The following is a 24,506-nucleotide window of genomic DNA, read 5'->3' as shown; positions in this document are numbered from 1 at the left end:
CGTGTCCCCCGGAAGCGGCGGGCGCCGCGGGAGCCGAGCCACGTCCATCACCATGACCAGCCACGTGACTGCATTCGGTTCGAACCTTTTTCGGACATCGGTCATCCCCTCGCTGGCACACCCGGAATGGGAGGGTCTTGTGATCACCTCGCCGTCTTACTATGACCAGATCGGTGGCGCGCCGGTCGTGCGCGACGTCGTCGACGCCTTCTACGTGCGTGTTCTCGCCGACGACGACCTGAAGCCGTACTTCGCCGGCATCGACATGCCCAGGCTGAAGCGGCACATGGTCGTGCTGCTGTGCTCCGTCCTCGGCGGCCCGGAGCCGTACGAGGGCCGTGACCTCGGAGAGGCGCACGCCGGCATGGGCGTCACGTCCGAGCACTACGACAAGGTGGGCGAGCACCTGTTCGCGGTCCTGCGGGCCGGCGGCGTGGGCGAGGACATCCTGCGCGACGTCGGCCTGGTGCTGGGCAAGGTGAAGCCGTCCATCGTGACCGGGCTCGCGGATACGCCGGCGGAAACGGCCGGCTGAGTGGACACGCAGGCTCTCAAGGACAGCTGGCACCTCGTCGCCCGTTCGGGTGACGAGGTGCCGCTGTACTTCTACTCCGTTCTTTTCCTGATGAATCCGGACGTGCGGGACATGTTCCCCGTGTCGATGGCGCGCCAGCGCGACCGGCTTGTGGGCGCGCTCGGGGAGGTCGTCAGCAACGTCGACCAGGTGGAGGGCGTCGTCCCGTTCCTCCAGCAGCTCGGCCGCGACCACCGCAAGTTCGCGGTGACCGCCGCGCACTACCCCGCCGTCGGCCAGGCCCTGCTCGCCACGCTCGAACACTTCCTGGGCGAACGGTGGACCCCCGCGCTCGCGCACGACTGGACGCAGGCCTACAACCTGGTCGCGCAGGTGATGGTCGAGGCGTCCAACGAGGCGGCGAAGGTGTCCCCGCCATGGTGGGAGGCCGAGATCATCGGCCAGGAGAACCGCACGCTCGACATCGCCGTCATCCGGGCGCGGCTGAACTACCAGTACCCCTTCCGCCCGGGGCAGTCGGCGTCGATCTCCTACTCCATGCGGCCGCGCATCTGGCGGTTCTACTCCTTCGCCAACGCTCCGCGCCAGGACAACACCATCGATCTGCACGTACGCATGGTCGACGGCGGCGCGCTCAGCTCCGCGCTGGTGATGGGCGCGCGCCGCGGCGACGTCCTGCGCGTCGGCGCGGCCGTGGGCGAACGGCTGACGCTCGCCCCGGAGGTCCAGGGCGACCTGCTCATGATCGCGGGCGGCACCGGCCTCGCGCCGCTCAAGGCGCTGGTGGAGCAGATCGCCTTCGAGGGCCCGTCGCGCAGGGTGGACCTCGTCGTCGGCGCCCGTACGTCGAGGGACTTGTACGACCTGGAGGCGCTGGGCAAGATGGCGGCCGAGCACCCCTGGCTCAACGTCGTCCCGGTCGTCTCCCACGACCCGTTCTACCGGGGCACCCGCGGTTACGCCGTGGACGTCGCGTTGCAGGGATGGCGTGGCCAGCACGTCTTCGTCTGCGGCTCGGAGGAGATGGTGCAGGCCACGAACGGACGGCTGCTGGACGCCGGCGTGCCGTCCGAGCAGATCCACTTCGACGAGTTCACCAGCGACAGAGGTCGGGAATCATGACGGCGGATATGCCTTGGGGAAGCCCGGCGGGTGAGCGCCAGCCCCTCACCCCGGATCGGGTACGCAAGCACGAGTTCACGCGCACCCCCCTCGGGCGTCGTGGCTACAGCGAGGACGAGGTGCGCACGTTCCTCTACCGGATCGCGGACGACATGGCCGCCGGCGACAAGGAGAAGGCGGACCTGCGGGCGTACATCGACCGCATGAAGCAGTGGTACAAGGAGCACGGCCTCAACCCCGAGCAGGCCACCGGGTCGCAGACGCCGAGCGTCGACGCGATCAACATCCTCTCCCGCGCGCAGCAGACCGCCGACGCCCAGATCGCCGAGGCGGAGGACTACGCCCGGCGGATCGTCGGCCAGGCCCGCAAGCAGTACGAGGAGATGCTGACGGAGGCGCAGCGCCAGGCGGAGGAGGCGGCCAACCAGGCGGTCGGCGCCTACCGCGCGGGCGACGGGGTCCAGAGCGCCGAGGCCGAGGAGCTGGAGCGCCGGATCGCCTACCTGCGTACGTTCGCCGACGTCACGCAGGTGCAGTTGCGCGCGGTCCTGGAGGGGCTCGCCAACGAGGTCGGCAAGCTCGGCCACGTGCCGGACAAGGCCAGGCAGTTCGCGGCCGACTCCCCCTCGGTGTACGGATAGCCCGCCCGCCGGCCCCCAGGGGGGAGGGCTATGACAGCGTGCCGGACGGACTCGTGCGCAGCGTGACCGGACCGGCCGGAGTGTGCACGATCAGCGTGCGTCCCGAGCAGGTGACATCCGGCCGGTCGGTCCCGGGCACCACCACGGTCAGCAGCGAGCGGGCCACCGGCGAGACGATCACGTCGGCGGGCTCCTTGCGCATGTACGCCGGAGAGATCCAGCCCTGGTAGGGCGAGGTCTGCCCGCGAACCACCCGCTGGCCTCCGACCGGGCGGCACGACGGCATCGCGAGCTGGACGATCGACGCCTTCCACTCGCCGTCGGCGACCACCACCCGGCCGCCCGTGTTCGACACGACCTTCAGGTCCGGGGCGAGGTGCCACAGGTTGCGCAGCTCTCCGCCGCCGCCGTCGAGCACCACCATCACGTCCTGGTGATGGCTGACCAGCACCGACCGCGTGCGCGCCACTCCGTACGCCCGGTCGGTGAACGTGAACGACTGCCGCTCCTTGTCCAGCGACCGGCGGACGAGCGTGGTGGGGGTGTGCCCCCGGAACTTCCGGCCCACGAGAACCGGCACGTTGTGGGCCTCCGGGCCCAGCGTCCACCGCCGGTACGGCGTGTTCTCGTAGGAGTGGAAACCCGCCTCGGTGAGGATCGAGCGGCCCTGGGCGTAGTAGGTGACGCCCATGTGGTCCTCGTGGCCGTGGAACTTCAGGGCCGGCCCGAACCTCATCGAGTAGTAGGCCGACTGCGGATCGCCCCAGGCCGTACGGCCGAAGACGTACCCCGCGTCGAAGACCTGCACGGTGGCGTCCGCGTGGTCGAACGCGGCGGGCTGGACGTCGGCGGGCCCGTCGCCGATCGGCACCATGTAGCCGTTGGGCTGGGTCGCGGCGCTGATGTGCCGCGGCAGGCTCTCCCAGCGGCTCGCCAGCGCCGCCGGCACCTTCATGCCGCAGTCCCTGATCGTGTCGACCGCCACCCTGAGCCGGTCGTGCACGTAGATCGCGTAGCGCGGCGCCTGCTCGCGCAGGGCGCCCTGCCCGTCGATGTCGAGCGTCATCGACCTGACCATCCGGCTCACGGCGAGGTTCTTCCACTTCGGGTTCCCGTAGCGGCAGCCGATGCGCAGCAGGCCGATGTCCTGGTCGAGACCGTGGTTGTGGCCGAGCTCGTAGTGCTTGGGGTCCGACAGCAGCTTCGCGTGCAGGGCGAGGCTCGACGTGAGCCAGCCCGCCTTCACGTACCTGCTCAGGCACACCAGGGCCGGGGCGCGCAGCGCGATGGGATGCTCGGCCCAGGCGTACTTCGCGGTCGTCCGGCCGCCGTAGGGGTTGTCCGCGACCCAGTCCCTGGCGATCTCGACGGCCCGGTCGAGGTAGTCGGTCTTGCCCGTCGACTCGTAGTCGGCCACGAGCCGGCCCATCCACCGCAGCGACTGGAACACCATCTGCCAGGACCGGTTCCGGTACGGGTCCATGCGCCAGTTGACGTCCCTGCCCACGGTGACGGTGGGGAGGGAGAGGAAGGACAGCCTGCCGTTCATGATGTCGGGAGAGGTGGGGGTGGAGGGCAGCCAGTCCCCCTGGCACTCCGGCGTGCGCTGCGGCGTCCGGGCCGCGGCGGGCACGGCCGTCGCGGCGGCGAGTGCGCCGAGCGGGAGCACGGCCGACAGGAAGAGGGCGGTGAGGCGGCGGGGCACGCCGGTTCCTTCCGGGATTCAGGGCAAGGATCCGCCATGCTGTCCGGTTTCTTGTGATCCGGTCAAGCCGCTTTGATCACAACTGCACAACTGACCCCGGTCGTCGCCCCGTCGTCGCCCGGCGACTGCCCCGCTCTCGCTCCTTCGTACCTCCCTCGTCACTCATCGTGGCCGGCGCACCCGGCGGCCGCCGGCCCGATTCCTTCGGGAAACGGCCCCGCCAACCCCCTGGACGTCTGACCCCCCTGATCCGGCCGGGTCAGTCCTCCTTGGGCCCGGCGCTCTCGACCACCTCGAAGGACCACAGCTCGGAGCCGGTCGCGGCGGGACCGCCGTGCCCGTGCCCATGTCCCTGACCCTGCCCGTGCCCCTGCCCGTGTCCGTGGCCCTGCCCGTGGCCTTGGCCCTGGCTCTCGCCCTGGGCGGCGGCCTCGGCCGCGGCCCGCGCGTGTCCCGTCTGGAACGCCTGGCTCTCCTGCCAGCGCCGGAAGTCCTCCTCGCTGCGCCAGCGGGTGTAGACCAGGTAGCGGTCGCCGCCCTCCACCGGCCGCAGCAGCTCGAACCACTCGAACCCGTCGGCGGACTCCACCATCCCGGCCCGGCCGGCGAACCGCTGCTCCAGCTCGCGCCGCATCTCCTCGGGCACCGTCAGCACGTTGATCTTCACGACCGAAGGCACATCGACTCCCGTACGCTCGACTTCATCGGACTCCAGACCACCTTAAGTACGCCCATGGTGCGTACCCCACTAGGCTCGTGACGTGCGTATCGCGAGGTTCTCGATGGGCGACCAGGTCGCCTTCGGCGTGGTGGAAGAGGGCGAGCAGGTCATCGCCAGGATCGGCGGGCACCCCTTCCGCGGGGTGGAGTTCACCGGTGAGCGGTTCCCGCTGGCCGAGGTCCGCCTGGTGGCCCCCATGCTGCCCAGCAAGATCGTCGCGATCGGCAAGAACTACGCCGACCACGCCAGGGAGATGGGCGGCGAGCCCCCGGCCGAGCCGGTCGTGTTCCTCAAGCCCAACACGACCGTGATCGGGCCGTCGGAGGCGATCGCGTACCCGGGGAAGCTCTCGGAGCGGGTCGACTTCGAGGGCGAGCTCGCCGTGGTGATCGGCCGGCTCTGCCGCGACGTGCCGGCCGAGCGGGCCGGTGAGGTGATCTTCGGGTACACCTGCGCGAACGACGTGACCGCACGGGACCTGCAGGCCAGGGACGGCCAGTGGGCCAGGGCCAAGGGCTTCGACACGTTCTGCCCGCTCGGACCCTGGATCGAGACCGAGCTCGACCCGGCCGACCTGGCGCTCACGACCACGCTCAACGGCGAGGTCAGGCAGAGCGCCCGCACCTCCCTCCTGCTGCACGACATCCCCGCGCTCGTCGCGTACGTGAGCGCGGTCATGACCCTGCTGCCCGGCGACGTCATCCTGACCGGCACCCCCGCCGGGGTGGGCCCGATGTCCGTCGGCGACGAGGTCGGCGTCTCCATCGAAGGAATCGGAACTCTCACTAACCGGGTGATCTCACGTGACTAGGGTGCGCTTCGCCCCTTCGCCCACCGGCATGTTCCACGTCGGTGGCGCTCGTTCGGCGCTGTTCAACTGGGCGATCGCCGAGCGGTCCGGCGGCACGTTCGTGCTGCGCATCGAGGACACGGACGCCGCGCGCAACCGGCCGGAGTGGACCGAGGGCATCATCTCGGCCCTCGCCTGGATCGGCATCAACGGCGACTCGCCCCGCTTCGAGGGGCCCTACTTCCAGTCCGCGTACGAGCAGCAGCACCGCGAGGCGGCCGCGAAGCTGCTCAAGGACGGCAAGGCCTACCACTGCACCTGCACGCGGGACGACGTGAAGGCCAGGACCGGCTCCGAGCACCAGGGCTACGACGGGCACTGCCGCGACCTCGGCCTGACCGAGGGCGCCGTACGGTTCCGCACGCCCGACGAGGGCGTGACGGTCGTGGACGACAGCGTGCGCGGGCGGGTGGAGTTCCCGAACGCGGCGATGGAGGACTTCGTCGTCGTCCGCGGGGACGGCTCACCGCTGTTCATCCTCGCCAACGTGGTCGACGACATGGAGATGCGGATCGACCACGTGGTCCGCGCCGAGGAGCACCTGTCGAACACGCCCAAGCAGCAGTTGCTGTGGCGGGCGCTCGGCGCCGAGCCGCCGGTCTGGGCGCACGTGCCCGTGATCGTGAACGAGAAGCGGCAGAAGCTCTCCAAGCGGCGTGACAAGGTCGCCCTGGAGTCCTACCGCGACGAGGGCTACCTCGCCGAGGCGATGGTCAACTACCTGATGCTGCTCGGCTGGGGGCCAGGCGACGACCGCGAGATCATGCCGTGGTCGGAGATGATGCCGCTGTTCCGGCTGGAGGACGTGAATCAGGCCCCGGCGTTCTTCGACGAGAAGAAGCTGCGGGCCTTCAACGGCGAGTACATCCGGGCGCTGCCCCGCGAGGTGTTCGCGGCCCGCTGCGAGCCGTGGCTCGACCCGTCCTGGGACCGCGCGGTGTTCGCCCGCGTGGCCGACCTGGTGCAGACCCGGGTCGCGGTGCTGTCGGAGGTCACGGCCAACGTCGACTTCCTGTTCCTGGACGAGCCCGTCTTCGACCAGCCGTCCTGGGACAAGGCCATGAAGCCGGGGGCGGACGCCATCCTCGCCGGCTACGCCGAGCGCCTGGAGACGATGAGCTGGGACCCTGAGTCGCTGAAGACCGCGCTGGAGGAGGTGGGCCTCGCCCACGGCCTCAAGCTCGGCAAGGCGCAGGCGCCGGTCCGGGTGGCGATCACCGGCCGGACCGTGGGCCTGCCGCTCTTCGAGTCGATCGAGGTGCTCGGCCGGGAGCGTTCGCTCGACCGCCTCCGCGCCGCCCTCACCCGCCTCCAGGGCGCGTCGTGACCCCCTGAGGGGTCAGCGGAGGCCGCGCCGTTCGAGGAGTGGGGTGATCTCGGGGTCCCGGCCGCGGAACGCCCGGAACGCCTCCATCGAGTCCACGCTGCCGCCCCGGGAGAGCAGGGCCGTACGGAAGGCGTCCCCGTTCTCCCGGCGCAGCCCGCCGTTCTCGCCGAACCACTCGACCGTGTCCGCGTCGAGCACCTCGCTCCATATGTAGGAGTAGTAGCCGGCGCTGTAGCCGCCCGCCCAGATGTGGGCGAAATACGCGCTGCGGTACCTCGGCGGGACGGCGGGCAGGTCCACCCCGGCGTCCCTGAGCGCCTGCCGCTCGAACTCCTCCACCTCCTCAGCGCTGTTCTCACCGCTGTCCTCGTCGCCGTCGTACGCCGTGTGCCAGGCCCAGTCGAGCAGGGTCGCGGCGAGGTACTCCAGCGTGGCGAAGCCCTGGCCGAACTTCTGGGTCTCCAGCATCCGGTCGACGAGGTCGCGCGGCATCGGCTCGCCCGTCTCGTGGTGCCGCGCGTACTCCGCCAGGATCTCCGGATGCGTCGCCCACATCTCGTTGACCTGCGAGGGATACTCCACGAAGTCGCGCGGTACGGCCGTGCCGGAGAACCGGGGGAAGCGCACGTCGGAGAACAGGCCGTGCAGCGCGTGCCCGAACTCGTGGAACATCGTGTTGACCTCGTCGAACGTCATCAGGGTCGGCTCGCCCCTGACGATGTTGAGGTTGTTGACCACCACCGGCCGGGTGCCCTCCAGGCCCGACTGCTTCACGAGGCTGTTCATCCACGCCCCGCCCCGCTTGGACGCCCTGGTGTGGTAGTCGCCCAGGAACAGGCCCAGCGGCGAGCCGTCCTCGTCGCGCACCTCGAAGACCCGCACCTCCGGGTGGTAGCCCCGCAGGTCGGGCCGCTCGTGGAAGGTGACGCCGTAGAGGCGCGTCGCCGCGTTGAAGACGCCCTTCTCCAGCACGGTGTTCAGCTCGAAGTACGGTCGCATGCGGCGGCTGTCGATGTCGTGGCGGGCCCTGCGCACCCTCTCCGCGTAGAACGCCCAGTCCCACGGCTCGATCGGGTGCCCGGCGAGCTCCTCCAGGTCCGCCTGCTCCTTGCGGGCATTGGCCACCGCGGGCGGCACGAGCCGGTCCAGCATCTCGGTGACGGCCCGCGTCGTGCCGGCGGTCTGGTCGGCCAGGACGTACTCCGCGTGGTTCTCGTAGCCGAGCAGCCGCGCCCGCTCCCGGCGCAGGGCGGCCATCTCCCTGATGAGGCCGGCGTTCCCGGCGCCGCGTCCGGTGGAGGCGCGGTAGATCCGCTCGCGCAGGGACCGGTCGGTCAGCTCCGCCAGGGCGGGCTGCCCGGTGGGCAGGACCAGCGAGATCAGATATCCGCCGTCCAGGCCGCGCTCCGCGGCCTGGTCGGCGAGCGCCTGGATCGCGTCCGGCGAGAGCCCGTCGAGCTCGGCGACGTCCTCGACCACCACCGCGCGCTCGTTGGTGTCGGTGAGCAGGTTCCGCTGGAACGTGGTCCCGAGGGCCGAGAGGCGCTCGTTGATGTCCCTGAGCCGGCCCTGGTCCCGAGCGTCCAGCGTGGCGCCCGCCCGGGTGAAGTCGGTGAGGTAGCGCTTCAGCAGCCACCGCTGCTCCTCGTCGGCCGCCTCGACCGCCTGGACGCGCTCGAACAACCTCCGGTCGAGGTGGATCGCGTCGGCGTGCTGGGCGAGCCTGGGCGTGACGGCCTGCTGGATCTCCTGCACGCCCGGAGTGGCGTCGGACGACGCCTGGTTGAAGAACACCGCCGAGACGCGGTCGAGCAGCGCGCCCGACCTCTCCAGCGCCTCGATGGTGTTCTCGAACGTCGGAGGCTCCGGGTTCGCGGCGATCTCCTCGACCTCCGCGAGGTGCTCGGCCATGCCCTGCTCGAACGCCGGCGCGTAGTGCTCCTCCCTGATCTCCTCGAACGGAGGCAGCCCGTAAGGCAGGTCGCTGGGACTGAGGAAGGGGTTCGCGGCCGAGGTCATGGCGGGCGGCTCCTCACGTGGCGCTGGCGTTTGTCCCAGCCTCGCACAGAAGCGCCGGAGCCTTCGCCGGGGAGGATCGGATCACGAGATCGGGGGGCGCGCCGCAATCGTTTTGGTAGTGGGTCGCAAGCTGGGCTATTCTTTCGGAGTCGCAAGCGGGAGCCGCGAGGCCCCCGCGAGCAGATGGGGTATGGGGTAATTGGCAGCCCGACGGATTCTGGCTCCGTTAGTCTAGGTTCGAGTCCTGGTACCCCAGCTGGATCCCCCCAAGGGATTCTGCTGGAAGCAGCGCAGTGCATGGTCCCGTCGTCTAGTGGCCTAGGACGCCGCCCTCTCAAGGCGGTAACGGCGGTTCGAATCCGCTCGGGACTACTTCACTGCACTCGGCTCCGTCGTCTAGTGGCCTAGGACGCCGCCCTCTCAAGGCGGTAGCGCCGGTTCGAATCCGGTCGGGGCTACATCACCGAAACCCTCGGCACCTCCCCGTGCCGGGGGTTTTCGCTTTGGTCGTGGTGAACGCCGCTGGGACGCCGCGCCCTGTTCATGGCCCGCGGCGCGGGCGCGAATCCGGGGCTACGTGATCGAAACCCTCGGCACCTCCCCGTGCCGGGGGTTTCGCCGTTACCGGGTGCGGGCGGGAACCGGCCTAGAGGTGCTGCGCGTCGTAGCAGGAGACGGTGAGGACGCCGTCTATCTCGGCGAGCCTGCTCGCGAGCTCCCCGACCGAACCCGGGCCGCGGATCACCAGGGCGACCGTGACCGTGTCGGTGTCCCGGCCCGGACCGGGCTGCTGCGGCGACACTTCGTCGACCACGAAACGGCGGCCCGTGCACTCGGCCAGGGCTTGCCGCAGCACGCCCCGGCGGTCCAGGTATGTCAGGCTCAGCCGCGACTGCACGTGCCGGGAACGGGGGAGACGGGCGGCCAGCGGAGTGAGCCCGAGCATCACGACGAAGTGGCCCACGGTCGCCAGGGCGGCCAGCAGCCACAGACCGGCGCCCGCGGCCATGCCGACACCCGCCGTGAGCCACACGGCGGCGGCGGTGGTCAGGCCCTTCACCGCGTCGCGCCGTACGAAGATCAGCCCACCACCGATGAAACCGATGCCGGAGACGATCTGGGCGGCGACCCGGGACGGATCGAGCGTGACGTGCTCGCCGAGGATGTCGGAGAAGCCGTGCTTGGACACCAGCATGAACAGCGCGGCCCCGAACCCCACGAGCGTGTGGGTGCGCAGCCCCGCGCTCTTCTGCCGGATCTCCCGTTCCGCCCCGATGGCGGCCGACAGCACCAGCGCGATGGCGAGGTCCACCGCCTGCTCCAGTTCCGGGACCGCCTCCACGGTCAGTGCTATCGGCGTCATGAGAACCAGACTAAGACCGTCCCCCGGCCGCCCGCCGGTCAAACGGGCCCGGGCGCCGTACCGGGGTCCGTTTCGCTCATCCCACCGGCGAACCTCCGGAGGATCTCGGCATACACGTTCGCCCCGGCGCCGAGCAGGCCGGGATCCACGTCCTCCGTGATCAGGCCGAACGCCTCGTTCGCGGCGATCAGGCCGCCGTCGCGGTCCACGACCAGCGCGGGGTAGGGCAGGTGGCCGCGCAGGATGTGGCCGATCGCCGTGCGCACCGGGGCGAGCACCGGGTCGTCGAGGGAGCTTTCCGGATAGGCGGGGGCGTACCCGGCCGCCACGAGCAGTTCGTTGCGCTCGCGCAGCGGCAGGCCGAGCCCTTCGGCGAGCCGTACGACCATGCTCCGGCCGGGCACGGACCTGCCGGACTCGACGAAGCTGAGGTGGCGCTGGGTGGTTCCCGCCCGCAGCGCCAGCTCCAGCTGGCTGAGGCGGCGGAGGGTCCGGTGGTCGCGGAGCGCGCGGGGGAAGTCCACGGTGACCCTTCTAGCGGCATCCGCGGCGTCCCGGCCATTCCCTGCGGGGAATTGCCGGCGGCCCGCGCGGGTCGCGAGCATCGCCGGCATGGACATCGGTGTGCTGCTTCCGACCGGAACCGCCCAGTGGGGCGCGGACGGCGATCCCCGAGAGCTGGTCGCCTTCGGCCGCCGGGCGGAACGCGCGGGGTTCTCCTCGCTCTTCGTCAACGACTCCCTGATCAGCCCGCGCGTCGAGGCGCTGACCATGCTGGCGGCGCTCGCCCCGGCGACCGAGGACGTGACCCTGGGAACGGGCGCGCTGCTGCCCTTCCTGCGGCGGCCGATCCAGGCCGCCCAGTCCCTCGCGTCGATCGACCTGCTCAGCGGGGGCCGGCTGACGGTCGCGGTCGGCGCGGGGTTCCCCGGCCGGTTCGGACGGCCGTTCTACACGCTGTCGGAGGTGCCGTGGGAGCGCCGCTTCACGCGGCTCGACGAGACCGTGGCGCTCTGGCGCGCGTTGTGGAAGGGCGAGACCTCCTTCCACGGCGAGATCCTCCGGTTCGACGGCATCCCGCCCGGGAACGCGGCGGGCGGGGCGGGGCGGCGGCCCGGGGACGTCACCCCGGCCCTGTTCGTGTCCGTGTGGATCGACGAGGACGGCCCGGAGGCCGGTCGCCGGGCCCTCGACGCCTACGCGCGGGCGGCGTACGGCATGCCGCTGGAGGAACTGGAGCGGATCCAGGCGGTCGTCACCGGCACCGCCGACCAGGTGCTCGCGGGCCTGCGCCGCTACATGGCCGCCGGGGCGCGGCACCTGGTCGTCCGCCTGGGCGCCCTGAGCCTGCACGGCCAGCGCGACCAGCTCGACCGGGTCGCCGAACTGATCGCGCCCCTTCGTGCGGCCCGGCCGGAGGCCGGGCCCGCCTACGACGGGACGAGGGCGGTCACCGCCCCGAGCGCGCCTTGAACAGGGCCCGTTTGGCGGCCTTCCCCACCTGCTTGTCCGGGTGGGCCTCGTCGATGAGCTCCAGCAGCTCTTCGAGGTGCGGGTGCCGGACCTTCCAGATCACGTCGAGCAGCCCGATGAGCGTCGGCGCCGGGCCGATGTCGTGCAGGCTCGACACGAACTCCGGCCGGCCGAGCCCCGCGGAGATCGTCCACATGTCCAGGATCAGCCAGTGGGTGTCCGCCTGGGTGGGCTCGGGGGCGTCCTCGACGTCCATCTGGGTCAGGTGCGTCGCGGCGTACGGCCGCAGGGACGGCTCCTTCAGCGCCTCCTGCCAGGCCGGTACGGCGGCCTCGCCCAGCGAGCCCACCAGGCTGGCCGCCTGCACCCGGACGAGGGCGTCCGCCTCCTCGTCGGCGGCGGCGCTCAGCAGCTCGGCGGCGGCCCGCACCGGGTCGCGCAGGGCGAGCCAGGCGGCGAACTCCTCGTCGGCCTCCTCCTCGGACATGTCCGAGCCGAACGACAGCAGGTCGAGGGCGGTCATCGCGTCGATCGCGGGCCGGGCGTCGACCTCGATGTCCTCGTCGTCCAGCAGGTGGATGAGGCCCTCGGCGCCGAGCGGCGTCAGGATCACCGTGTCGTTCTCGACGGTCACCATGCCGTACCCGGTCAGCCAGGCGAGCACGGAGGCGAGCGGGTCGCCCGCGGCGGCCCAGGCGTCCGCGCCGAGATCGTCGTACTCGGCCGCCGCCTCGGCCAGCTCCTCACGCAGCTCGGGCACCCGCCGGGCGCCCTCCGCCAGCAGCAGGCGGACGAGCAGCCCGCGGGTCAGGCCGGACAGGGCCAGCGTGAGGTCGTCGTCGTCCAGCTCGGGGTCGCCGTAGTCGACCGAGTGCAGGCCGAGCATCCAGACGTCGAGGACGTCGTCGTCGTCCTCGTAGGGCCAGCCCTCGGTGTCGGAGTCGACGCTGACCGTGTCGTCGCCGTCCGGGGCGAGGAACTCCAGGTCGATGGCGAGGTTCCACACGTTCCAGATGTTGCGCGCGTCGGACAGGCCGAGCGTGCGCACGGCCTCGTCCACCTCGGCCTCGCCGAGCAGGGTCTCCTCGCCCACCTTGCGCCCGGTGCCGACCCACAGCGCCAGCTCGCGGGCCTGGGCGATGAGCGGGACCCCGCGCGCCGCCTCGGCCAGCTCGGCGTCGGGGCGCAGCCGGATCGTGGGCAGCGCCGCGATCTCGTCGGCGAACGGCTCGAAGTCGCCGAGGCCCTCGTCGGACCCCTCCTCGTCGAGCTCGTCCTCCTCCTCGTCCCAGTCGCCTTCGGCGATGACGTCCTCCATCGCCTCCACGAAGTCGTCCTCGACCTCGTCCAGCTCGGCCAGCAGGGTCTCCAGGGAGGCCGAGCCGGGCGTGAGCCGTCCGGTGGAGGACAGGAACGTCAGGTACGCCCGGACGGCCGGGATCATCCTGTCGGCCGCGACGTCCGGATCCTCCACGACCTGGGGCATGCGTTCGAGGAGGATCGTGCGCAGATCGCCACGCTTCCACAGCCCGACGTCCGTACGGGCGATCAGGCGATGCCACAGTGCGACCGGGCCCACAAGATCGGGGTCACTGCCCGGCGCGTTGCCCGGCGTCCAGAGGATGAATTCTTGGAGCAGGGGGCGCAGTTCAGCGGCGGCTGCCTCGATGCGATCTGTCACCCCGCCAGCCTAGGGCTATCGGGACGCCGCTCTCCAATCAGTTCGGCCCCTCGGTCGAACTCGGTTCGCCCGGTCAGTTCGCCCGGCGCATGGCCTCGGTGATCCGCTCGGCCGCGGTGACGACCGGCGCGGCGTGCATGCGGCCGGGCGTGCGGGTCAGCCGCTCGATGGGCCCGGACACGGAGACCGCCGCGATCACCTTGCCGCCCGCGCCGCGGATGGCCGCCGACACGCTCGCCACGCCCTGCTCGCGCTCGCCGACGCTGTGCGCCCAGCCCCTCCTGCGTACGCTCGCGAGCGTGGCGGCGGTGAACTTGGCGCCGCGCAGGCCGCGGTGCAGCCGGTCGGGCTCCTCCCAGGCGAGCAGGATCTGCGCGGCGGACCCGGCGGTCATGGGCAGCGCGGAGCCGACGGGCACGGTGTCGCGCAGGCCGCTCGCGCGCTCGGCGGCGGCCACGCAGACCCGCTCGTCGCCCTGGCGGCGGTAGAGTTGGGCGCTCTCGCCGGTGAGGTCGCGGAGCTGGATGAGCACCGGCCCGGCGACGGCGAGCAGGCGGTCCTCTCCCGCGGCGGTGGACAGCTCCGAGAGCCGGGGGCCGAGGATGAAGCGGCCCTGCGTGTCGCGGGAGACGATGCGGTGGTGCTCCAGGGCGACGGCCAGCCGGTGGGCCGTGGGCCTGGCCAGGCCGGTCGCCTGGACGAGCTGCGCCAGGGAAGAGGGGCCCGCCTCCAGGGCGTTGAGCACGAGAACCGCCTTGTCGAGTACTCCGACCCCGCTAGAGTTGTCCATACACCGATACTGCCGTCTCGCCATACGAGATGCAAACGCAATGGTGGGGATAACTAGATAGACTGTCCATATCCCGATATATCCGTCTCATCATTAGAGACATTGCCGGGGGTCCGAACGCGAGGAGGCGTCCACCATGGGTCGAACACTGGCTGAGAAAGTCTGGGAGCAGCACGTCGTACGCCGGGCCGAGGGCGAGCCCGACCTGCTCTACATCGACCTGCACCTCATCCACGAGGTGACCAGCCCGCAGGCGTTCGACGGCCTGCGCATGGCCGGGCGCCCCGTGCGCCGCCCCGAGCTCACGATCGCCACCGAGGACCACAACGTCCCGACCGTGCTCGGGCCGATCGCCGACCCGGTGTCGCGCGCGCAGGTTGAGACACTGCGCAAGAACGCCGCCGAGTTCGGCGTCCGCCTGCACCCGATGGGCGACGCCGGACAGGGCGTGGTGCACATCATCGGCCCGCAGTTCGGGCTGACCCAGCCCGGCATGACCATCGTCTGCGGCGACTCGCACACCTCGACCCACGGCGCGTTCGGCGCCATCGCGTTCGGCATCGGCACCTCCGAGGTCGAGCACGTGCTGGCCACCCAGACGCTGCCCGCCTACCGGCCGAGGACGATGGCGATCGAGGTCAAGGGCGAGCTTCCGGTCGGCGTGACCGCCAAGGACCTGATCCTCGCGATCATCGCGAAGATCGGCACCGGCGGCGGGCAGGGCCACATCGTCGAGTACCGCGGCGAGGCCGTGCGCAACCTCTCCATGGAGGGCCGCATGACCGTCTGCAACATGTCGATCGAGGCCGGCGCGCGGGCGGGCCTGATCGCCCCCGACGAGACCACGTTCGAGTATCTGCGCGGCCGTCCGCACGCGCCCTCCGGCGAGGCCTGGGACCAGGCGGTCGAGTACTGGAAGACGCTGCGCACCGACGACGACGCCGTGTTCGACAAGGTCGTGGAGATCGACGCCGCGGCCCTCACGCCGTTCGTCACCTGGGGCACCAACCCGGGGCAGGGCGTGCCGCTCGGCGCCGCCGTGCCGTCGCCCGAGCAGTTCGCCGACCCGGTCGAGCGGGCCGCCGCCGAGCGGGCGCTGGAATACATGGGCCTCACCGCCGGGACGCCGCTGCGCGACGTCCAGGTCGACACGGTCTTCGTCGGATCGTGCACCAACGGCCGTATCGAGGACCTGCGCGCCGCCGCCGAGATCCTGCGCGGGCGCTCGGTCGTCACCCGCACGCTGATCGTCCCGGGCTCCATGGGGGTCAAGAAGGCCGCCGAGGAGGAGGGCCTGCACGAGGTCTTCACGGCGGCCGGCGCCGAGTGGCGGGAGGCCGGCTGTTCGATGTGTCTCGGCATGAACCCCGACACCCTGAAGCCGGGCGAGCGCAGCGCGTCGACCTCCAACCGCAACTTCGAGGGCCGCCAGGGCAAGGGCGGGCGCACCCATCTCGTGTCGCCGCAGGTGGCCGCCGCGACCGCGGTGACCGGCCGGCTGACCGCCCCCGCCGACCTCTAGTCCGTCCACGTTCCAGGAGAAGATCACATGGACGCCTTCACCACGCACACCGGCCGGGCTGTGCCGCTGCGCCGCAGCAACGTGGACACCGACCAGATCATCCCGGCCGTCTGGCTCAAGCAGGTCAGCCGTACGGGCTTCGAGAAGGGCCTGTTCGCCGCCTGGCGGGAGGACCCGTCGTTCGTGCTCAACGACCCGGCGTACGAGGGCGCGTCGATCCTCGTCTCCGGGCCCGACTTCGGCACCGGCTCCTCGCGTGAGCACGCCGTCTGGGCCCTGCAGCAGTACGGCTTCCGCGCCGTGATCGCCTCGCGGTTCGGCGACATCTTCCGCAACAACTCCACCAAGATGGGCCTGCTGCCGGTCGTCCTGCCCGAGGACGTCGTCAAGAGCCTGCAGGACGCGGTGGAGGCCGACCCGGCGACGGAGATCACCGTCGACCTCGTGGAACGTCAGGTGCGCGCGGGGGACCTGGTCGCGTCGTTCGAGATCGACGACTACACCCGCTGGCGGCTGCTGGAGGGCCTCGACGACATCGGCCTGACCCTGCGTCACGCGGACGCCGTCGAGGAGTACGAGAATGGACGGCAGCCATGGCTGCCGACGACCGTCTGAACGCGCCTCAGACCGAAGACGCGCTGCTGGCGCGGCGACTGCGTGATGCGCATCGCCGCGTCAGGGCGTTAGCCTTACCACAGGAGGAGCAGGCCCGCCTGGCGCGACGGCTGCTTGCTATCTGTGACGCGGCAAAGCGGGACATAGGCCATGCGGCCGCCCGGCTGGACGTCTTCATCGCCTATCTGGACGGCGCATCCGACACGCCGAGCAGGCGAAACATGCCCCCCGGTGATTGAGTCCCGCGACCTCGTCCCCTAATTTCAAGCGCGTAAGGGGGAGGAACCGAAATGAACAAGAAGGAACTCGTCGACGCGATCGCGGATCGTGTCGGTGACAAGAAGACGGCCACCGAGGCCGTCAACGCCGTCCTCGACGCCATCCAGGGTGCCGTCGCCAGCGGTGACAAGGTCTCGATCACCGGCTTCGGCGCCTTCGAGATGGTGCACAAGCCCGCCCGTACGGCTCGCAACCCCTCCACAGGCGACCCGATCAAGGTGGAGGAGAGCTGGGCGCCGAGGTTCCGCCCTGGCGCGGACTTCAAGGAGCAGGTCAACGCGGGCGGCAAGGCCGCCAAGAAGAAGTAGCCGGCCCGCGGGGTCCGGCGACGGCCGGCCCTGTGGTCGTCGCCGGCATCGTCTTTCAGCAAGTCCCACGCAGTTTTGGCACTGTGGACGGCGCTCGGGGTTCCCGGGCGCCGTTCGTCTTGTGCCTGTCATGACGGGGTAAAGAGCTCGCATCTCTGGCCTGACCTGCGCAAACCTGTGCAATCATCAGGTAAGCGAATCGCGCGCGCCCGCCAGGGCCCGACGGCGCGTGCTTGATGCGACCGCGGGGGAATGATTCAGTGCACGTCGGCCACGAACGAGAGACCAGCCGCATTCCACTGGAGCTGTTCGACCATGCGCCGGTCGGAGTTCTGGTGACCGGGGGCGAGGACCACCGGCTCGTCTACACGAACGCCGCCTTGGCCGCGATGTTCGGTGAGCGGCCGGACGGCGGGTGGACGTGTGGCGAGCGGTCTGGCGAAGACCGGCCGGCCGGGACGCCCGTCCGGGAGGTCTTCCCCGACCTCGTCCGGCGGATCTCCCCCGGCACGCTCGGCCACGTCCTGGAGACGGGGGAGGCGGTGTGCCTCGACGAGGTCGTCGTCACCGTGACCGGTCCCGGCGGCGCGTCCCGCGAGGCCTCCTTTCGCCTGAACCTGTCCAGGGTTCCCCTCACCTGCGGGGAGAGCGGTCTGCTGGCGGTGGTCCAGGAAGTCTCGGCGCATATCGCCGCGGCCCGGCGCGTCCGGGTCATGGAGAAGGAGTGGCGCCGCCTCCAGCGCCGCTACCAGAGCATGGTGTGGGCGGACGCGCACCTGGTGTGGGTGACCGGCCCGCACGGCGAGGCCAGGGAGATGAGCCAGGGCTGGCACCGCCTGACGGGACAGACCGTGGAGGAGAGCCTCGGCGACGGCTGGTTCAGGACCATCCACCCCGAGGACCGCGCGGCCGCCGTGGAGTCCTGGGACAGGGCCACCGAACAGGCCGTCTCGTTCTACGAGCAGATCTACCGCGTCCGCACCCCCGACGGCCGCTACCGTCACGTCCGCTACCGGGCCGTGCCCGTGCACGAGGACGGTGAGGTGGTGGAGTGGGTGGGCGCCTCCACCGACGTCGAGCAGGAGTGGCAGGAGGCTCGGCGTCGCCGGCTGCTGGACCGCGCCGCCGCCGCCGCGAGCGACATCTCCAACCTCGAGGAGATGTGCGAGGAGTTCGCCCACGTGATCGTGCCGGAACTGGCCGACTCGTGCTACGTCTACCTGCTGCCCGAGGCGGGTGGCGCGCCGTCCGGGTCGATCGTCACCGAGCGCGTCGCCTCCGCCGTACGGGAGGGGCTGCCGAGCCTGCCGCCACGGCGCAAGGAGTACCACCCCGCCGACAGCGGGTTCGTACGCGCGGTGCGGCAGCGCCGGCCCCTGCAGGCGACCTTCCCGCCGGGACGGCCGCCGTTCCCCTGCGCGGACGACGTGACAGCGTGGATCAAAGAGGCCGGGGAGCACAGCCTGGCCATCATGCCGGTGGTCGTCGAGGGCGAGGTGGCGACGGTGGTCGTGACCGGCGTCCGCGGGGACCGCCCCCCGATCGCGCCGGACGACGTCCGGTTGATGCGGGAGATGCTCGACCACACGCACGACGCCGTCAGCAAGGCGCTGCGGTTCCGGCGCAACCAGAGGGTGGCGCTGGCGCTGCAGCACAGCCTGCTGGCCGATCCGCCTCAGGTGCCCGGCCTGGAGATCGCCGCGCGCTACCAGGCGAGCCCGACCGCCGCGGAGATCGGCGGAGACTGGTACGACGCGTTCGTGCCGTCCGGCGGCGTCCTCGACCTGGTGATCGGGGACGTGGCCGGGCACGACCTCGCCGCGGCCGTGTGCATGAGCCAGGTGCGGAACATGCTGCGGGCGCTCGCCGTCGACCGCGACGAGTCTCCCGGGCACGTCCTGCGACGGCTCAACGCCGCCCTGGAGACCCTGAACCGGGAGAGCACCGCGACCTGCGTCCTCACCCGCGTCGAGAGAGACGAAGAGGGCGGATGGCGGCTGGCCTACTCGGTGGCCGGGCATCCGCCGCCGTTGCTGGTGACCGGCGACGGGCGGAGCCGTTTCCTGCGGGACGCGCGCAACCCCCTCCTCGGCCTGCGTCACGGCAGGCCGTGGACCAGCGCCGTGGAGCCGCTGCCGCCGGACGGCACCCTGCTGCTCTACACCGACGGCCTCGTCGAACGGCGGGGAGAGGACATCGGCGACGGACTCGAACGGCTGCGGCGGCGCGCCGAGCCGCTCGCCCGCGCGCCCCTGGGCCGGTTCTGCGACGAACTGCTCACCGGCATGCCTCTCACGGGAGAGGACGACATCGCCATGATCGCCCTGCGCCTGCCGCCGGCAGGCTAAGCGCCACCTGGAGTCCCAGGCCGGCCGGGTACGGGCATGGACTCCGCCCCACTCTGGGCCCCGCCGGACGCTCGCCACCGCATCGCCGCCGACCGGCGCCCGGAGCCCGGTCCCTCTCACGTCCCCAGCAGGTGCCGGAGGATCAGCAGCCCGATCTCCAGCCCCACGACGAGGCCGGCTCCCGCGTCGGCGCCCATCAGGGCGAGAGCCAGCGGCATCAGGACGGGGAACAGGGCGCGAGCCGTCCTGACCAGGGTCTGCGGCAGCGCGAACGGGACAGAAATCGTGATCGTCATGACGGACCTCCTGGCTCGTGCCGGGCGTCCGGCACGGATGAGAACCCGTCACCCGGCGTGACAGCGGGCGGGAACCGCCTCGACGACGCGGGAGCCTCGCGTCGTTCCGGGGCAGGTGACGGGATGGAATGGTTGTGGACTACCGCCGGAACTCATCCCGACCACCTCCTCAGGGTCGTGGGGGCGACGACCGCGCCCCTCGCCGTACCGCGTCGCGCGCGGCACACACCTCTCACGTCAGAGCTTTGGCACTGCGCGGCGTGATCCCCGCGACGGGGAAGCCACCTGGGGTCACCCCTTAAGCCGGGGAGACCTGTCCTGACCCGGGACGTCTCTCGACGAGGGGGGTCAGTGGCCTGTGTCCGCGCAGACGCCTCACCGAACGAGGTGCCTGTCCTTCCAGTACACCCCTGGCCAGGGCGTCCGGTCAAACCCGCCCGGTGTCAACCAAGAGGTCGCCTTCTCCGGGCACGGGGAAGGTCGACAGCGTGAGGTAGGAGACCCGGCCGTCCGCCATGACGAGGGCGACCCGCTGGCCGGGGCGCAGGTGTCGCAGCGGTCCGGCGTCGAACGCCTCGCCGTCGAAGGGGACGCGGGTGCCGTCGTCGAGGAAGACCACGCCCGACCGGCTCTCCGGATCGAAGCTCCGCACCGTCGCCTGCACCGTCACCCGCACGTCGTCAGCCTATCGCCGCCGCCCGGACCGTCGCGAAACTCCTTTGACGCCCTGATCGCGCGGATGCCGGCATCGCCGGCGTGACCACGACGCGCCGGGTGGGCCGTCAGCCGGTCTCCGGGTGGTCGTTCCCGGGGTCCGGCTCGCCGACGTAGGAGGCGATGCCACGCAGGATGATCTCCAGGCCGAGTTCGAACCGGTAGTCGTTCGACTCGTCCACCATGACGTCGGCGAGCGCCACCAGGTTCGGGAACCGGTCCTGCGGGAGCGAGGCGAAGTAGCTCTGGATCTCCTCGCGCATCTTCTCCGGGGCCGCTCCGCCGTTCTCCGGATAGCGGTCCCGCCAGAGGCTCTCCTCCAGCACGAACCCGTCCATGTACGTCGACAGCAGGTCACCCGCGATGGCGGCGACCTTCTTCGGCAGCCCGGCGGTGGTGAACATCGCCAGCAACCGCTCGACGTGGGGGAGCAGCTCCGGGGTGAAGGGGACGTGGCCCATCGAGATCTTCGCCATGTCCCGGTGACCGAGCAGGTGCTTGCGTCCCTGGCGGGCGAAGTCCCTGACCTGCTCCCGCCAGTGCTCGGGATCGGGCTCGGGCAGCTCGTAGCCGTCGAACAGCCGGTTGTACATCAGCCGCAGCAGCTCGTCCTTGTCACGTACGTGGACGTAGAGCGCCGAGACGGCGACGTGCAGCTCCGCGGCCACCTGGCGCATGCTCAGCCCGTCGTAACCCTCCCGGTCGAGGACGGCGTACGCGGCGTCCACGATGCGCTCCCGGCTCAGAGGCACCCTTGGCGGCCTGCGCCGCTTCGGCGGGCGCTCCCACGGCGGCGTCGGCATGTCCGGCTGCGTCAACAAGGACCTCCACTCTCACGCTCATGGTAGTGAACACCGCTTCCGCTCAGCGAACACCGCTCTCCAAACGAGATATATCTTGTGCTGCGGCCGGACGAGATATATCTTGAGAACAGCGGACTTTGTGCTGAACGTCGTTCAATGATAGAACAGCGCTCAGATTTGGTGAACACTGTTCAAACACTCAAGGAGGGATGATGGCGAACACTGCCAGCACCGCGGCGTCCGAGCCAGTGGACGAGGCGCCGGTGGACGGGGCGCCCGTGGGCGAGGCACCCGCGTACCGGTGGCGCTGGGCCGCGCTCTTCGTGATCCTCGCGGCGGAGATCATGGATCTGCTCGACGCGATGGTCACCAACATCGCGGCGCCGAGCATGCGCGCCGACCTGGGCGGATCGGAGTCGATCATCCAGTGGCTGGGTGCCGCCTACACGCTGGCCATGGCCGTGGGCCTGATCACCGGCGGCCGGCTGGGAGACATCTTCGGGCGCAAGCGGATGTTCCTGATCGGGGCCGCCGGCTTCACCGCGGGCTCCCTGCTGTGCGCCGTCGCGCAGTCGCCCGAGATGCTCATCGGGGCCCGGGTGGTGCAGGGCCTGTTCGGCGCGGTCATGCTGCCCCAGGGACTCGGCATGATCAAGGAGATGTTCCCGCCGGCCGAGATGGGCAAGGCGTTCGGCATGTTCGGGCCGGTCATGGGCCTGTCCGCCGTGGGCGGCCCGATCCTGGCCGGCTGGCTCGTGGAGGCCGACTACTGGGGCACCGGCTGGCGCATGATCTTCCTGGTCAACCTGCCGCTCGGCCTCGCCGCGCTGGCCGCCGGTCTGCGCTTCCTTCCCGAGTCGCGGTCGCCGCACCCGCTGCGGCTCGACCTGGGCGGCGTCGTGCTCGCCTCCGTGGGCGGCTTCCTGGTGATCTACCCTCTCGTGCAGGGGCGTGAGCACGACTGGCCGGTGTGGGCCTTCGTCATGCTGGCCGCCTCGGCGGTGGTCTTCGCCGCCTTCGGCTGGTTCCAGTCCCGCAGGAGCCGCGGGGGCGGCGACCCGCTGATCGTGCCGAGCCTGTTCCGCAAGCGCGCGTTCACCGGCGGCCTGTTCACCGGGATGGTGTTCTTCTCCGGCATGGCCGGGTTCATGCTGGCCTTCAACCTCTACTGCCAGATCGGGCTGCACTACTCCGCGCTGAAGGCCGGGCTGGTGATGGTCCCGTGGTCCGCCGGAATGATCGTCGGCTTCGGGGTCGCCCAGCCGCTGCAGAAGCTCGGGCGCAGGCTGCTGCACCTCGGCACGCTCGTCATGACGCTGGGGGTCCTCGGCGTCCTGCTCACGCTGACCATCACCGGGACGCAGGTGAACCCCTGGCAGCTCGTCCCCGCCCTGCTGGTCAGCGGGGTCGGCATGGGCATGCTGATGTCGCCGTTCTTCGACATCGTCCTCGCCGGGGTGGAGGAGCACGAGACCGGCTCGGCCTCCGGCACGCTGACCGCCGTGCAGCAACTGGGCAACGCCTTCGGCGTGGCCCTGCTCGGCACGATCTTCTTCGACCTGCTCGGCGACCTGCCCACCGCCGCGAGCTTCGACCAGGCCATGAAGGTCACCCTCTGGGTCGTCGCTGGGATGCTCGTCGTGACGTTCGCGGTGGCGTTCCTCCTGCCCAGGCACGCCCGCGAGAACGCGGAGGCGGCGCACTAGGACGACGGCGTCGCGGGCGGTCATGCCGGAGCGGGGGCTCGGCGTGACCGCCTTTCCCGTCCCGGGGCGCCTTTCCGCCCGGCGGGCCGGCGCGGTGCGGTGCGGTGCGGTGCGGTGCGTCAGTGCGGTGCGTCAGTGCGGTGCGTCAGCGCGGTGCGCCGCCGAGGATCCGGGCCGCGACCCCGGCGGTCGCGGGACCGACGCCGAGGGCGAGGGCCTCGAGCAGGTCCTCGATCGTGTCGACGTCCCGGCGCACCGAGGCGATCCCGGGCGGGGCCAGCTCCTTGGCCCCCCGTGAGAGGTGCCGGGCCCGCGACTCGCCGCCGAATCCCGGCCGGAAGGGCACGCCGGGCCGTATGCCGTAGAACGTGGTGCCCACCTCGGCGGCGTCGGGGACGAACACCTGGTCGAACTCCGGCGCGGCCCCGAGCGCCGTCTCCAGCTCCGCGGGCCGCAGGGCGGGCAGGTCGGCCTGCAGGGCGCCGACGGCGTCGCCCGGCGCGAGCCGTACGGCCTCCTCCGCGCCGGTCCGCAGGGCCGTGTTCAGCCCCCGGTCGGGATCGGCCACCACATGGGCGCCCAGGGCGGCCAGCCGCCGCGCGGGCAGCGGGTCGGCCGTCACGACCACCACCCGCGCGACGAGGCGGCAGCGCAGCGCCGCCGCCACGGTGTCGCAGGCCACCGCCACCGCCAGGTCGGCCCGGTGCGGCCCCGCCGCGGTGGCGAGCCGTGTCTTGGCCCGGATCAGGGTCTTCACCGGAACCACAATTGACCATCGCACCAGGGGCATGGTTGTAGCATCCCGCCTCGACATCGCGCATGGCCAACCGGGAGACTTGTCCCGGATTCTGGTGATTTTGGAGACCTTGTGAGCCACCCCAGCGACCCCGCACCCGACCCGAGCACTCCCGCGCCCCACGCCGCCGACCCCGGTTCGGGTCGTCTTCCAGAGGCGGTGAGCCGGCGTGCCGGGCGGCCGCCCCGCCGGTGGGAGGCGCTCGCGGTCGTCGTCGTCAAGCCGATCTCCCGGCTCTTCGTACGGCGGAAGTGGCGCGGCGGGGAGAACATCCCGCGCACCGGGGGGCTGATCATCGCGGCCAACCACCTGTCGTGGTCCGACCCCGTGCTGCTCGCCCACTACCTCTACAACAACGGGCGGTGGCCGACGATCCTGGCCAAGGCCGGCCTCTTCCGGCTGCCCCTCCTCGGCCGCGCCGTCAGGCAGTTCCAGGCCATCCCGGTCGAGCGCAACAGCACCGAGGCCACGCGGTCGCTCAGGACCGCCGAGGAGCGGCTCCGGAACGGCGCCTGCATCATGTTCTATCCCGAGGGCACGATCAGCCGCGATCCCGAGATGTGGCCGATGACCGGCAAGACCGGTGTCGCCCGGCTGGCCCTCACGAGCGGCGTGCCGGTCATCCCGATCGCGCACTGGGGCGCCCAGGAACTGCTGCCGTACGGCGAGAAGAAGCCGCACCTCCTGCCTCGCACGACCTTCCACGTGCTCGCCGGGCCGCCGGTGGATCTGTCCCGGTACGCCGGGCAGCCCCTGCGCGGCTCGGTCCTGCGCGACGCGACCGCCGACATCATGGCGGCCATCACCGCCCTGCTCGCCGAGATTCGGGATGAGAAGGCGCCAGAGGTCCCCTATGACCCGAAGAACGACTCCAACGGCTGACCGGAGCGTA

Annotated in this window: 24 protein-coding genes, 3 tRNA genes and 1 riboswitch; of the genes, 16 read left to right on the top strand and 11 right to left on the bottom strand. The window is 71.2% G+C overall.

All coding sequences use genetic code 11. The features are described from left to right. Positions 1 to 139 precede the first annotated feature (139 nt). Genes OG344_RS02310 through OG344_RS02300 form a run of 3 tightly spaced genes read left to right on the top strand, consistent with a single transcriptional unit; the run spans position 140 to position 2,298 of the window. Positions 140 to 535: a group 1 truncated hemoglobin gene (locus tag OG344_RS02310; RefSeq protein WP_405086762.1), complete on the top strand. Its 396-nt coding sequence runs from the start codon at positions 140 to 142 to the stop codon at positions 533 to 535. After that, positions 536 to 1,657, top strand: coding sequence for a globin domain-containing protein (locus OG344_RS02305; protein WP_405086761.1), 1,122 nt, complete (start codon positions 536 to 538; stop codon positions 1,655 to 1,657). Continuing rightward, positions 1,654 to 2,298 carry a DivIVA domain-containing protein gene (locus OG344_RS02300; protein ID WP_405086760.1) on the top strand — a complete coding sequence of 215 codons (645 nt, stop codon included), beginning with the start codon at positions 1,654 to 1,656 and terminating at the stop codon, positions 2,296 to 2,298. Before OG344_RS02305 ends, OG344_RS02300 begins: the two co-directional genes overlap by 4 nt. 28 nt (positions 2,299 to 2,326) lie before the next feature. On the opposite strand, the gene OG344_RS02295 is transcribed toward OG344_RS02300, so the two are convergent. Together OG344_RS02295 and OG344_RS02290 are read right to left on the bottom strand one after the other, a co-directional pair. Next, positions 2,327 to 4,003, bottom strand: a complete 1,677-nt coding sequence (locus OG344_RS02295; RefSeq protein WP_405086759.1) for a heparinase II/III family protein — start codon at positions 4,001 to 4,003, stop codon at positions 2,327 to 2,329. A gap of 259 nt (positions 4,004 to 4,262) precedes the next feature. Beyond that, positions 4,263 to 4,682 (bottom strand): antibiotic biosynthesis monooxygenase family protein, encoded by a 420-nt coding sequence (locus OG344_RS02290; RefSeq protein WP_405086758.1) that lies wholly within the window; start codon positions 4,680 to 4,682, stop codon positions 4,263 to 4,265. An 82-nt stretch (positions 4,683 to 4,764) separates the two neighbouring features. Here OG344_RS02290 and OG344_RS02285 point away from each other — a divergent pair, with 82 nt between their 5' ends. Both OG344_RS02285 and gltX read left to right on the top strand, forming a co-directional pair. Next, entirely contained in the window at positions 4,765 to 5,535 is a 771-nt protein-coding gene (locus OG344_RS02285; protein WP_405086757.1) for a fumarylacetoacetate hydrolase family protein, read from the top strand. Further along, entirely contained in the window at positions 5,528 to 6,901 is a 1,374-nt protein-coding gene (gltX, locus tag OG344_RS02280; RefSeq protein WP_405086756.1) for a glutamate--tRNA ligase, read from the top strand. Before OG344_RS02285 ends, gltX begins: the two co-directional genes overlap by 8 nt. Positions 6,902 to 6,913: 12 nt before the next feature. Here gltX and OG344_RS02275 read toward each other — a convergent pair whose 3' ends face one another. After that, a complete protein-coding gene (locus OG344_RS02275) occupies positions 6,914 to 8,920 on the bottom strand; it encodes a M3 family metallopeptidase (RefSeq protein WP_405086755.1) in 2,007 nt (668 codons plus the stop codon). Between the two features lie 184 nt (positions 8,921 to 9,104). On the opposite strand from OG344_RS02275, the gene OG344_RS02270 reads away from it, so the two are divergent. From OG344_RS02270 to OG344_RS02260, 3 genes are all read left to right on the top strand, one after another. Beyond that, positions 9,105 to 9,176: transfer RNA gene (locus tag OG344_RS02270), tRNA-Gln, on the top strand. Between the two features lie 43 nt (positions 9,177 to 9,219). Continuing rightward, positions 9,220 to 9,292, top strand: a tRNA-Glu gene (locus OG344_RS02265). A gap of 13 nt (positions 9,293 to 9,305) precedes the next feature. Then, a tRNA-Glu gene (locus OG344_RS02260) sits at positions 9,306 to 9,378 on the top strand. 188 nt (positions 9,379 to 9,566) lie between these two features. Here OG344_RS02260 and OG344_RS02255 read toward each other — a convergent pair. Together OG344_RS02255 and OG344_RS02250 are read right to left on the bottom strand one after the other, a co-directional pair. Further along, positions 9,567 to 10,283 carry an MgtC/SapB family protein gene (locus OG344_RS02255; RefSeq protein WP_405086754.1) on the bottom strand — a complete coding sequence of 239 codons (717 nt, stop codon included), beginning with the start codon at positions 10,281 to 10,283 and terminating at the stop codon, positions 9,567 to 9,569. Positions 10,284 to 10,321: 38 nt separating this feature from the next. Continuing rightward, a complete protein-coding gene (locus OG344_RS02250) occupies positions 10,322 to 10,807 on the bottom strand; it encodes a helix-turn-helix domain-containing protein (RefSeq protein ID WP_405086753.1) in 486 nt (161 codons plus the stop codon). 88 nt (positions 10,808 to 10,895) lie between these two features. On the opposite strand from OG344_RS02250, the gene OG344_RS02245 reads away from it, so the two are divergent. After that, positions 10,896 to 11,756, top strand: a complete 861-nt coding sequence (locus OG344_RS02245; protein ID WP_405086752.1) for an LLM class flavin-dependent oxidoreductase — start codon at positions 10,896 to 10,898, stop codon at positions 11,754 to 11,756. Here the strand turns inward: OG344_RS02245 and OG344_RS02240 are convergent. Then, positions 11,734 to 13,437, bottom strand: a complete 1,704-nt coding sequence (locus tag OG344_RS02240; protein ID WP_405086751.1) for a hypothetical protein — start codon at positions 13,435 to 13,437, stop codon at positions 11,734 to 11,736. The two genes, OG344_RS02245 and OG344_RS02240, sit on opposite strands and share 23 nt — an antisense overlap. A 73-nt stretch (positions 13,438 to 13,510) precedes the next feature. Continuing rightward, entirely contained in the window at positions 13,511 to 14,227 is a 717-nt protein-coding gene (locus OG344_RS02235; RefSeq protein ID WP_327047581.1) for an IclR family transcriptional regulator, read from the bottom strand. 136 nt (positions 14,228 to 14,363) lie between these two features. Between OG344_RS02235 and leuC the strand changes: the two genes are divergently transcribed. From leuC to OG344_RS02210, 5 genes are all read left to right on the top strand, one after another. After that, positions 14,364 to 15,749: a 3-isopropylmalate dehydratase large subunit gene (leuC, locus tag OG344_RS02230; RefSeq protein ID WP_405086750.1), complete on the top strand. Its 1,386-nt coding sequence runs from the start codon at positions 14,364 to 14,366 to the stop codon at positions 15,747 to 15,749. A 27-nt stretch (positions 15,750 to 15,776) separates the two neighbouring features. Next, complete coding sequence (leuD, locus tag OG344_RS02225) at positions 15,777 to 16,364, top strand: 3-isopropylmalate dehydratase small subunit (protein ID WP_327047579.1); 588 nt, start codon at positions 15,777 to 15,779, stop codon at positions 16,362 to 16,364. Further along, the gene (locus tag OG344_RS02220) at positions 16,343 to 16,603 is read left to right on the top strand and encodes a hypothetical protein (RefSeq protein ID WP_327047578.1); all 261 of its coding nucleotides are present in this window, start codon (positions 16,343 to 16,345) and stop codon (positions 16,601 to 16,603) included. Before leuD ends, OG344_RS02220 begins: the two co-directional genes overlap by 22 nt. 51 nt (positions 16,604 to 16,654) lie before the next feature. Next, positions 16,655 to 16,951, top strand: a complete 297-nt coding sequence (locus OG344_RS02215; protein WP_327047577.1) for an HU family DNA-binding protein — start codon at positions 16,655 to 16,657, stop codon at positions 16,949 to 16,951. Positions 16,952 to 17,211: 260 nt separating this feature from the next. Next, on the top strand, positions 17,212 to 19,299 hold the full coding sequence (locus OG344_RS02210; RefSeq protein ID WP_405086749.1) for a SpoIIE family protein phosphatase: 2,088 nt from the start codon (positions 17,212 to 17,214) through the stop codon (positions 19,297 to 19,299). Between the two features lie 116 nt (positions 19,300 to 19,415). On the opposite strand, the gene OG344_RS02205 is transcribed toward OG344_RS02210, so the two are convergent. The 3 genes from OG344_RS02205 to OG344_RS02195 all read right to left on the bottom strand — a co-directional run bounded on the left by OG344_RS02205 (position 19,416) and on the right by OG344_RS02195 (position 21,127). Beyond that, the gene (locus OG344_RS02205) at positions 19,416 to 19,595 is read right to left on the bottom strand and encodes a hypothetical protein (protein WP_405086747.1); all 180 of its coding nucleotides are present in this window, start codon (positions 19,593 to 19,595) and stop codon (positions 19,416 to 19,418) included. 222 nt (positions 19,596 to 19,817) lie between these two features. Beyond that, a riboswitch (M-box (ykoK) riboswitch) is annotated at positions 19,818 to 19,989 on the bottom strand. A 33-nt stretch (positions 19,990 to 20,022) separates the two neighbouring features. Continuing rightward, positions 20,023 to 20,271, bottom strand: a complete 249-nt coding sequence (locus OG344_RS02200) for a hypothetical protein (protein ID WP_327047574.1) — start codon at positions 20,269 to 20,271, stop codon at positions 20,023 to 20,025. A gap of 106 nt (positions 20,272 to 20,377) precedes the next feature. Continuing rightward, the gene (locus tag OG344_RS02195; protein ID WP_327047573.1) at positions 20,378 to 21,127 is read right to left on the bottom strand and encodes a TetR/AcrR family transcriptional regulator; all 750 of its coding nucleotides are present in this window, start codon (positions 21,125 to 21,127) and stop codon (positions 20,378 to 20,380) included. Between the two features lie 194 nt (positions 21,128 to 21,321). Between OG344_RS02195 and OG344_RS02190 the strand changes: the two genes are divergently transcribed. After that, positions 21,322 to 22,818, top strand: a complete 1,497-nt coding sequence (locus tag OG344_RS02190) for an MFS transporter (protein WP_405086746.1) — start codon at positions 21,322 to 21,324, stop codon at positions 22,816 to 22,818. Between the two features lie 145 nt (positions 22,819 to 22,963). Here OG344_RS02190 and cofC read toward each other — a convergent pair whose 3' ends face one another. After that, positions 22,964 to 23,608 (bottom strand): 2-phospho-L-lactate guanylyltransferase, encoded by a 645-nt coding sequence (cofC, locus tag OG344_RS02185; protein ID WP_405086744.1) that lies wholly within the window; start codon positions 23,606 to 23,608, stop codon positions 22,964 to 22,966. Positions 23,609 to 23,686: 78 nt separating this feature from the next. Between cofC and OG344_RS02180 the strand changes: the two genes are divergently transcribed. After that, on the top strand, positions 23,687 to 24,496 hold the full coding sequence (locus tag OG344_RS02180; RefSeq protein ID WP_405086743.1) for a lysophospholipid acyltransferase family protein: 810 nt from the start codon (positions 23,687 to 23,689) through the stop codon (positions 24,494 to 24,496). Positions 24,497 to 24,506: the final 10 nt, after the last annotated feature.

The organism is Microbispora sp. NBC_01389 (assembly GCF_045040095.1).
GTDB lineage: Bacteria > Actinomycetota > Actinomycetes > Streptosporangiales > Streptosporangiaceae > Microbispora.
The sequence above is the reverse complement of the archived record's forward strand: the minus strand, read 5'-3'. Positions and strand labels throughout refer to the sequence as shown.

What these genes read in the sequence shown, in the direction of transcription:
- OG344_RS02255 (WP_405086754.1), bottom strand. Translation starts at nt 10,283, where the DNA reads ATGACGCCGATAGCACTGACCGTGGAGGCGGTCCCGGAACTGGAGCAG.
- OG344_RS02300 (WP_405086760.1), top strand. Translation starts at nt 1,654, where the DNA reads ATGACGGCGGATATGCCTTGGGGAAGCCCGGCGGGTGAGCGCCAGCCC.
- leuD (WP_327047579.1), top strand. Translation starts at nt 15,777, where the DNA reads ATGGACGCCTTCACCACGCACACCGGCCGGGCTGTGCCGCTGCGCCGC.
- OG344_RS02190 (WP_405086746.1), top strand. Translation starts at nt 21,322, where the DNA reads ATGATGGCGAACACTGCCAGCACCGCGGCGTCCGAGCCAGTGGACGAG.
- OG344_RS02245 (WP_405086752.1), top strand. Translation starts at nt 10,896, where the DNA reads ATGGACATCGGTGTGCTGCTTCCGACCGGAACCGCCCAGTGGGGCGCG.
- OG344_RS02275 (WP_405086755.1), bottom strand. Translation starts at nt 8,920, where the DNA reads ATGACCTCGGCCGCGAACCCCTTCCTCAGTCCCAGCGACCTGCCTTAC.
- cofC (WP_405086744.1), bottom strand. Translation starts at nt 23,608, where the DNA reads ATGCCCCTGGTGCGATGGTCAATTGTGGTTCCGGTGAAGACCCTGATC.
- OG344_RS02215 (WP_327047577.1), top strand. Translation starts at nt 16,655, where the DNA reads ATGAACAAGAAGGAACTCGTCGACGCGATCGCGGATCGTGTCGGTGAC.
- OG344_RS02220 (WP_327047578.1), top strand. Translation starts at nt 16,343, where the DNA reads ATGGCTGCCGACGACCGTCTGAACGCGCCTCAGACCGAAGACGCGCTG.
- leuC (WP_405086750.1), top strand. Translation starts at nt 14,364, where the DNA reads ATGGGTCGAACACTGGCTGAGAAAGTCTGGGAGCAGCACGTCGTACGC.
- OG344_RS02235 (WP_327047581.1), bottom strand. Translation starts at nt 14,227, where the DNA reads ATGGACAACTCTAGCGGGGTCGGAGTACTCGACAAGGCGGTTCTCGTG.
- OG344_RS02205 (WP_405086747.1), bottom strand. Translation starts at nt 19,595, where the DNA reads ATGACGATCACGATTTCTGTCCCGTTCGCGCTGCCGCAGACCCTGGTC.